We start from the raw sequence: 7,675 nt of genomic DNA, 5'->3' as shown, positions 1-7,675 counted from the left end.
TGGTGGAGCCGTGGTAGCGGCCGCTCATGCTCAGTCTGGCCGGACCGGTCCGCTCCGGCGCGCCGGGCAGCTCGGGCAGGTCGCCCTGGAGGGTGCCGCGCCACTTCCAGCCCTCGCGCATCAGCCAGTAGACCAGCGCGATGAAGAGGACCAGTCCGACGAGCCAGCCGATGCGGGCCCCCCAGTGGGTGACCTCGGCCGACTTCTCCGCCTCGGCCAGCAGGATTACAGGTGTCACGTGAGCTTCCCGTCGACGAGCGTGGCCTTGCCCCGCAGCCATGTGTGCGTCACACGGCCCGGCAGTTCGCGCCCCTGGTAGGGGGTGTTGCGGCTGCGCGAGGCGAAGCCCTCGGGGTCCACCCGGCCACGGTATGCCGTGTCGACGAGGGTGAGGTTGGCGGGCTCACCAGCCGAGACGGGACGACCGTGCCCGGTGGCCTGTCCGATCCGCGCGGGCTGGACGGACATCCGGTCGGCGACGCCGGCCCAGTCCAGCAGGCCCGTGTCCACCATCGTCTCCTGGACCACCGACAGCGCGGTCTCCAGGCCGACCATGCCCATGGCGGCCGCGGCCCACTCGCAGTCCTTGTCCTCGTGCGGGTGCGGGGCGTGGTCGGTGGCGACGATGTCGATCGTGCCGTCCGCGAGCGCCTCGCGCAGGGCCAGCACGTCGCGCTCGGTGCGCAGCGGCGGGTTGACCTTGTAGACGGGGTCGTAGGTGCGCACCAGCTCGTCGGTGAGCAGCAGGTGGTGCGGGGTGACCTCGGCGGTGACCTGGATGCCCCGGGACTTGGCCCAGCGGACGATCTCGACGCTGCCGGCGGTCGAGAGGTGGCAGATGTGGACGCGGGAGCCCACGTGGTCGGCGAGCAGCACGTCCCGCGCGATGATCGACTCCTCGGCGACGGCCGGCCAGCCGCCCAGGCCCAGCTCGGCGGAGACGACGCCCTCGTTCATCTGCGCGCCCTCGGTCAGGCGCGGCTCCTGCGCGTGCTGGGCGACGACGCCGCCGAAGGCCTTCACGTACTCCAGCGCGCGGCGCATGATCACGGCGTCGTCCACGCACTTGCCGTCGTCCGAGAAGACGGTGACGCCGGCGGCGGACTCGTGCATGGCGCCCAGCTCGGCGAGCTTCTTCCCCTCCAGGCCCACGGTGACGGCGCCGATGGGCTGCACGTCGCAGTAGCCGTGCTCGCGGCCGAGCCGCCAGACCTGCTCGACCACGCCGGCGGTGTCGGCGACCGGGAAGGTGTTGGCCATGGCGAACACGGCCGTGTACCCGCCGCTCGCCGCCGCGCGGGTGCCGGTGAGGACCGTCTCGGAGTCCTCGCGGCCCGGCTCGCGCAGGTGGGTGTGCAGGTCGACCAGGCCGGGGAGGAGCACCTTGCCGGCGGCCTCCACCACCTCGGCACCCTCGGCGGACAGGCCGGTGCCGACCGCCTCGACGACCTCGCCGTCGATCAGGACGTCCTGCGGCGCGCCGCCGAGCACCTTCGCACCACGGATCAGGATCTTGCTCATGTGTCTTACTTCTCCTCGGTACGAGAGTGGGTGACGGCCGGCTCGTTCCCGCCGAGCAGCAGGTACAGGACGGCCATCCGGATGGAGACGCCGTTGGCGACCTGCTCGACGACCGTGCAGCGGTCGGAGTCGGCGACCTCGGCGGTGATCTCCATGCCGCGGACCATCGGGCCGGGGTGCATGACGATGGCGTGCTCGGGCATCTTGGCCATGCGGTCGCCGTCCAGGCCGTAGCGCCGCGAGTACTCGCGCTCGGTCGGGAAGAAGGCCGCGTTCATGCGCTCGCGCTGGACGCGCAGCATCATCACCGCGTCCGACTTGGGCAGGACGGCGTCGAGGTCGTAGGACACCTCGCAGGGCCAGGTCCCGACGCCGACCGGCACCAGGGTCGGCGGGGCGACCAGGGTGACCTCGGCGCCGAGGGTGTGCAGCAGGTCGACGTTGGAGCGGGCGACCCGGCTGTGCAGGACGTCACCGACGAGGGTGATCCGCTTGCCGGACAGGTCCTGGCCGAGGCCGGTGTCGCGGCCGATGAGCCGGCGGCGCATGGTGAAGGCGTCGAGCAGCGCCTGGGTGGGGTGCTGGTGGGTGCCGTCGCCGGCGTTGATGACGGCGGCGTCGATCCAGCCCGAGTTGGCGAGGCGGTAGGGGGCTCCGGAGGCGCCGTGCCGGATGACGACGGCGTCGACGCCCATGGCCTCCAGGGTCTGCGCGGTGTCCTTCAGGGACTCGCCCTTGGACACCGAGGAGCCCTTGGCGGAGAAGTTGATGACGTCCGCGGACAGCCGCTTCTCGGCGGCCTCGAAGGAGATCCGCGTACGGGTGGAGTCCTCGAAGAAGAGGTTGACGATCGTCCGGCCGCGCAGGGTCGGCAGCTTCTTGATCGGCCGGTCGGCCACCCGGGACATCTCCTCGGCGGTGTCGAGGATCAGGACGGCGTCGTCGCGGGTGAGGTCGGCGGCCGAGATGAGATGGCGCTGCATCTGTCAGGCTCCGTAAGGCAGTTCAGTGAGGAGATTCAGGGCAAACCGGTACGCGTGCGGGCATGCCGAAGCAGCCCGGCACCGGAGTTGCTACTGGCCGGACTTCACACCGAGCAGGACGGTGTCGCGACCGTCCTCCTCGGCGAGCTGGACCTTGACCGCCTCCCGCAACGACGTGGGGAGGTTCTTGCCGACGTAGTCGGCGCGGATGGGCAGTTCGCGGTGGCCACGGTCGACCAGGACCGCGAGCTGCACCGCGCGCGGGCGCCCGATGTCGTTCAGGGCGTCGAGGGCGGCACGGATGGTGCGGCCGGAGAAGAGCACGTCGTCGACCAGGACCACCAGCTTGCCGTCGATGCCGTCACCGGGGATCTCGGTGCGGGCCAGCGCACGCGGCGGGTGCATGCGCAGGTCGTCGCGGTACATGGTGATGTCGAGCGAGCCGACCGGGATCTTGCGGCCGGTGATCTGCTCCAGCTTGGCGGCGAGCCGCTGGGCGAGGAAGACGCCCCGGGTCGGAATGCCGAGGAGCACCACGTCGTCGGCGCCCTTGGCGCGCTCGACGATCTCGTGGGCGATGCGGGTCAGCACCCGGGCGATATCGGGGCCCTCGAGAACGGGCCGGGCATCGGACGCGTGCGCGGGCATGTCGTGCTTGTCCATACGAAACGGACCTCCTTCTCCGCCTCACGGGACGGACCTTAAAGGACGTCGGAATTGCGCCATCCACGGTAGCAGGTCAAGGGGCCGACCACCGCCACCCCCCTGGCAGTCTCCCGGCACCCGAGTGTCGACCCCCGTGTCACCCCGTTTTCACCCGGTTGGCGCAATGGAGCGCCACTACCACGGAAGAGTCGGGGTGGACCATTCGGCTTGACGCAGAAGAGTCACGCTGCGTAACCTCACAGTGAGTTACCAGCCGCGCGGCGGGAAGACAGTCCGGTCGCGTCGACACAGTGTCCGGGGAGCTATATGTCCAGCGAATACGCCAAACAGCTCGGGGCCAAGCTCCGGGCGATCCGCACCCAGCAGGGCCTTTCCCTCCACGGTGTCGAGGAGAAGTCCCAGGGGCGCTGGAAGGCCGTGGTGGTCGGTTCGTACGAGCGCGGCGACCGCGCCGTGACCGTGCAGCGCCTGGCCGAGCTGGCCGATTTCTATGGCGTCCCGGTGCAGGAGCTCCTGCCGGGCACCACGCCGGGCGGCGCCGCCGAGCCGCCGCCGAAGCTGGTCCTGGACCTGGAGCGGCTGGCCACCGTGCCGGCCGAGAAGGCGGGCCCCCTGCAGCGCTACGCGGCGACGATCCAGTCCCAGCGCGGTGACTACAACGGCAAGGTGCTCTCCATCCGCCAGGACGACCTGCGCACACTCGCCGTCATCTACGACCAGTCCCCCTCGGTCCTCACCGAGCAGCTCATCAGCTGGGGCGTCCTGGACGCGGACGCGCGCCGCGCGGTCGCGACCCACGAGGACGCGTAAGCACGCACCGGTCTCAGCAGAAACGTGCCGCCGGGGTGGCCGGAACCATGCGGTTCCGGCCACCCCGGCGGCGTTTCCGGCGTTTTCTTCGTGCGTCGCGCGATGCGCCGCAGGAACGCCACAGGGCCCGCGGCACAGGCGTGCAGCGGGCCCCGTGGCATGGCGTACCGGGCGGTCAGGCCTCGTCCCGGCGCAGGGACGGCTTGAGCTCCTTCAGGCGGCCCAGCAGTCCGTTGACGAAGGAGGGCGACTCGTCGGTCGAGAACTCCTTCGCCAGCTGCACCATCTCGTCCAGGACGACGGCGTCCGGGGTCTCGTCGACCCAGATCAGCTCGTACGCGCCCAGCCGCAGGATGTTGCGGTCCACGACCGGCATACGGTCGAGCGTCCAGCCCACCGCGTACTGGGCGATCAGCTCGTCGATCCGCCTCGCGCGCTCGGCGTAGCCCTCGACCAGCTGCATCGTGTACTCGCTGACCGGCGGCTGCCGGGTGTCGGACCGGGAGAGCCGGATCCAGTCGGCGAGGACCGTCAGGACGTCGGCGTCGCGCTGGTCGCCCTCGAAGAGGATCTGGAAGGCGCGCTTGCGGGCCGTGTTGCGGGCAGCCACGGTTAGCTGTTCACCCGGCCGAGGTAGTCGCTGGTACGGGTGTCGACCTTGATCTTCTCACCGGTGGTGATGAAGAGCGGGACCTGGATCTGGTGGCCGGTCTCCAGGATGGCGGGCTTGGTGCCACCGGTGGAGCGGTCGCCCTGGACGCCCGGCTCGGTCTCCTGGACGGTCAGCTCGACGGCGGCCGGCAGCTCGACGAAGAGCACCTCGCCCTCGTGCTGCGCGACGGTGGCCGTGAAGCCCTCGATGAGGAAGTTGGCGGCGTCGCCGACGGCCTTGCGGTCGACCATCAGCTGGTCGTAGGTCTCCATGTCCATGAAGACGAAGTACTCGCCGTCCATGTACGAGAACTGCATGTCGCGCTTGTCGACAGTGGCCGTCTCGACCTTGACACCGGCGTTGAAGGTCTTGTCGACGACCTTGCCGGAGAGCACGTTCTTGAGCTTGGTGCGCACGAATGCGGGGCCCTTGCCGGGCTTGACGTGCTGGAACTCGACGACGGACCAGAGCTGGCCGCCTTCGAGCTTGAGCACCAGGCCGTTCTTGAGGTCGTTCGTGGAAGCCACGGTTGCGGAATCTCCTGGACTGACGTGGACGACCCCGGGGCACGCACTCCTACAGCGCGAGCAGCTCCTTGGTCGTGATGGTGAGTAGCTCGGGTCCGCCGTCCGCCTCGGGGCGCACGACGAGCGTGTCATCGATCCGGACGCCGCCCCGGCCCGGGAGGTGGACCCCCGGTTCGACGGTGACCGGCACGCAAGCGTCCAGTTTACCCATGGCTGAGGGACCCAACTGCGGGTCCTCGTCGATTTCGAGTCCGACACCGTGGCCGGTCAGCGGTGGCAGGGCTTCCGCATAGCCCGCGGAGTCCAGCACCTGGCGGGCCGCGCGGTCGACGTCACGGCAGGCGGCGCCGGGCGCCAGCGCCTCGCGACCGGCGCGCTGGGCGGCGAAGACGAGGTCGTAGAGCTGGATCTGCCAGTCCGCGGGCGAGGTGCCGATGACGAAGGTGCGGCCGATCTCGCAGCGGTATCCGCGATAGGTGGCGCCGAGGCACACCGAGAGGAAATCGCCCTCCTCCACGCGCCGGTCGGTGGGACGGTGGCCGCGGCGGCCGGCGTGCGGCCCGGTGGCCACGGAGGTGGGGAAGGCCGGTCCGTCGGCGCCGTGGTCGACCAGGCGCCGCTCCAGCTCCAGTGCGAGGTGCCGTTCGGTGCGGCCCACCAGGATGGACTCCAGCAGCTCGCCGAGGGCCTGGTCGGCGATCTCCGCGCCGATGCGCAGGCAGGAGATCTCCTCCTCGTCCTTGACCACCCTGAGCTGCTCGACGGCCCCGCCGAGGTCGCAGAGGCGGAGCTTGGGGGCGACCGAGGCGACGGCCCGGTGCCGGGTGACGGTGAGGTGGTGTTCCTCGACCGCCAGGGAGTCGGCGTCCTGGCCGGCGGCGAGGCCGGCCGCCGCGACGGCGGCGTCGCCGTCGTGCGACGCGAGCACGTGCAGGCGCAGGTGCTCGTCCGGCCGGCCCTCGTAGGGGCGGTCGTCCGGCGGACCGGCGCACACCAGGAGATCCTCGCGCCTGCCGAGCAGCAGGACGGCGCCCTGCGGGGCCGCGGCGGCGAGGTAGCGGACGTTGGCCGGGCGGGTGACGAGCGCTGCCGCGGTGCCGGCCGCGTTGACGTGGTCCCTCAGCCGGGATCGGCGGTTCGCGTACACCTCTGACATGACACGAGCGTAGGAGTTTTGTGCGGTTTGTGCCGATTCGTAGGGGCCGAGTGGGGTCGCGGGGCAGGTGGGGGGCGGTGCGCGCACGGCTCCACGCCCGTGGGTCCCGGCGGTCGGCCCGCTCACCAGCTCGGCGGGCTCGCGATCGCCCTGGCCAGCACCTCGTCCAGGACGCGGGCCGTGCCGGGGACGTCCAGCTGGGAGTTGTCGATGATCGGCAGTCCCGAGCCGTACCAGCCCGCCATGCGGCCGTGGATGCGGGCCACCTCCTCGTCGGTGAGACGGCGGTTGCCGGTGCGTTCGGCGTTGCGCTCCAGGACGATGTCCAGCCCCGGCAGGAGGACGACCGGGAGCAGCCCGGGACCCACGTGCCGCTTCCAGCCGCCGAGGCCCACGACCGGGCGGTCGGGGAAGACGGCGTCGTCGAGGATGCAGGAGATGCCGTTGGCGAGGAAGTTGCGGGCGGCGAAGCCGCAGGTGCGGCGGGCCAGGCGGTACTGGGCCTCGGAATGGTCGTTCCAGCCGGACTGGGGGTCGGCGAAACCCGAGCGGACCCACTCGCGGACGTCGTCCAGGCTGATGTGGGCCGTGGGGACGCGGCGGTGGTCCGCCCAGTACCTGGCGACGCTGGTCTTGCCCGCGCCCGCCGGGCCGATGAGCAGCACGGCGAGGGTGGTGGCCGCCGGGTCGGGTGCCGCGGCCGCGGCGGGCGGCGCCGCGGGGGCGCCGACCGGGCCGCCGGGTGGCAGCGGGACGTGTCCGGTGGTATCGGGGACCGGCGCGGCGGAGGCGGGGGGCGGAGGCGGCGGCACCGGGCCGGAGGGCGCCGGTGGCTGGTGCGGGGCGGCCGGCGCGGGGCCCGACGGCGCCGGGAAGCCCGGCACCGGAGGCGGCGGGGGGACGGGCGCGGGTCCCTGGGGGGCGCCCGGGTGGTGCGCGGCCGACGCCCAGCCGGCCTGCGGTCCCTGCCCCGGCTGATGGGGCGGCGGCAGCGGAGACCCCACTGCGTGCTGCATCCGTTGCCACTCCGTCTCGTACAGGCGATGCGTGCGGGGGGCGGGGTGTGCCCCGCTCCCTGCCCGAACGGTACCGTCCCCGGCCGTCGTTCGGTGAAACGGCCGGGGGCGGCCCGAAGTGCCCGGTGGGCGAGGGAAATCGGACGCGGCGGAAGCGGTCCGGGACCGCCCGGGTCCTACTGGCCGACCTCGCCGTAGGCGGCGAGGAGGACGGCCGGGTCCGGACCCTCCAGGACGGTCGGCTTCGCCAGGCCGTCCAGGACGATGAAGCGCAGCAGGTCGCCGCGGGACTTCTTGTCGACCTTCATCGTCTCCAGCAGCTTGGGCCACTGGTCGTAGCGGTA

General features: G+C 71.8%; 8 protein-coding genes and 2 pseudogenes. 1 reads left to right on the top strand and 9 read right to left on the bottom strand.

The window, feature by feature from the left end; all coding sequences use genetic code 11:
* From IE312_RS42140 to pyrR, 4 genes and pseudogenes are all read right to left on the bottom strand, one after another.
* Window positions 1-238: pseudogene (locus tag IE312_RS42140) on the bottom strand (PH-like domain-containing protein); the annotation flags it as partial.
* Window positions 235-1,521 (bottom strand): dihydroorotase, encoded by a 1,287-nt coding sequence (locus tag IE312_RS28020; protein WP_189985082.1) that lies wholly within the window; start codon window positions 1,519-1,521, stop codon window positions 235-237. The gene IE312_RS28020 and the pseudogene IE312_RS42140, both read right to left, overlap by 4 nt.
* A 5-nt stretch (window positions 1,522-1,526) precedes the next feature.
* Window positions 1,527-2,504 (bottom strand): aspartate carbamoyltransferase catalytic subunit, encoded by a 978-nt coding sequence (locus IE312_RS28015; RefSeq protein WP_189985081.1) that lies wholly within the window; start codon window positions 2,502-2,504, stop codon window positions 1,527-1,529.
* Window positions 2,505-2,594: 90 nt separating this feature from the next.
* Window positions 2,595-3,167, bottom strand: a complete 573-nt coding sequence (gene pyrR / locus IE312_RS28010) for a bifunctional pyr operon transcriptional regulator/uracil phosphoribosyltransferase PyrR (RefSeq protein ID WP_189985080.1) — start codon at window positions 3,165-3,167, stop codon at window positions 2,595-2,597.
* A 309-nt stretch (window positions 3,168-3,476) separates the two neighbouring features.
* Between pyrR and bldD the strand changes: the two genes are divergently transcribed.
* Entirely contained in the window at window positions 3,477-3,980 is a 504-nt protein-coding gene (bldD, locus tag IE312_RS28005; RefSeq protein WP_020938842.1) for a transcriptional regulator BldD, read from the top strand.
* A gap of 175 nt (window positions 3,981-4,155) precedes the next feature.
* Here the strand turns inward: bldD and nusB are convergent, their stop codons facing one another.
* From nusB to IE312_RS42135, 5 genes and pseudogenes are all read right to left on the bottom strand, one after another.
* The gene (nusB, locus tag IE312_RS28000) at window positions 4,156-4,590 is read right to left on the bottom strand and encodes a transcription antitermination factor NusB (RefSeq protein WP_189985079.1); all 435 of its coding nucleotides are present in this window, start codon (window positions 4,588-4,590) and stop codon (window positions 4,156-4,158) included.
* A gap of 2 nt (window positions 4,591-4,592) precedes the next feature.
* Window positions 4,593-5,159 (bottom strand): elongation factor P, encoded by a 567-nt coding sequence (gene efp, locus IE312_RS27995; RefSeq protein ID WP_189985078.1) that lies wholly within the window; start codon window positions 5,157-5,159, stop codon window positions 4,593-4,595.
* Window positions 5,160-5,208: 49 nt separating this feature from the next.
* Complete coding sequence (locus IE312_RS27990; protein WP_189985077.1) at window positions 5,209-6,315, bottom strand: aminopeptidase P family protein; 1,107 nt, start codon at window positions 6,313-6,315, stop codon at window positions 5,209-5,211.
* A gap of 122 nt (window positions 6,316-6,437) precedes the next feature.
* Window positions 6,438-7,331 (bottom strand): Pro-rich N-terminal domain-containing protein, encoded by an 894-nt coding sequence (locus tag IE312_RS27985; protein ID WP_189985076.1) that lies wholly within the window; start codon window positions 7,329-7,331, stop codon window positions 6,438-6,440.
* A gap of 176 nt (window positions 7,332-7,507) precedes the next feature.
* Window positions 7,508-7,675: pseudogene (locus IE312_RS42135) on the bottom strand (3-dehydroquinate synthase); the annotation flags it as partial.

It is taken from the genome of Streptomyces capoamus (assembly GCF_014654935.1).
Taxonomy (GTDB): Bacteria; Actinomycetota; Actinomycetes; order Streptomycetales; family Streptomycetaceae; genus Streptomyces; species Streptomyces capoamus.
This window is presented reverse-complemented; position numbering and strand designations above follow the sequence as displayed.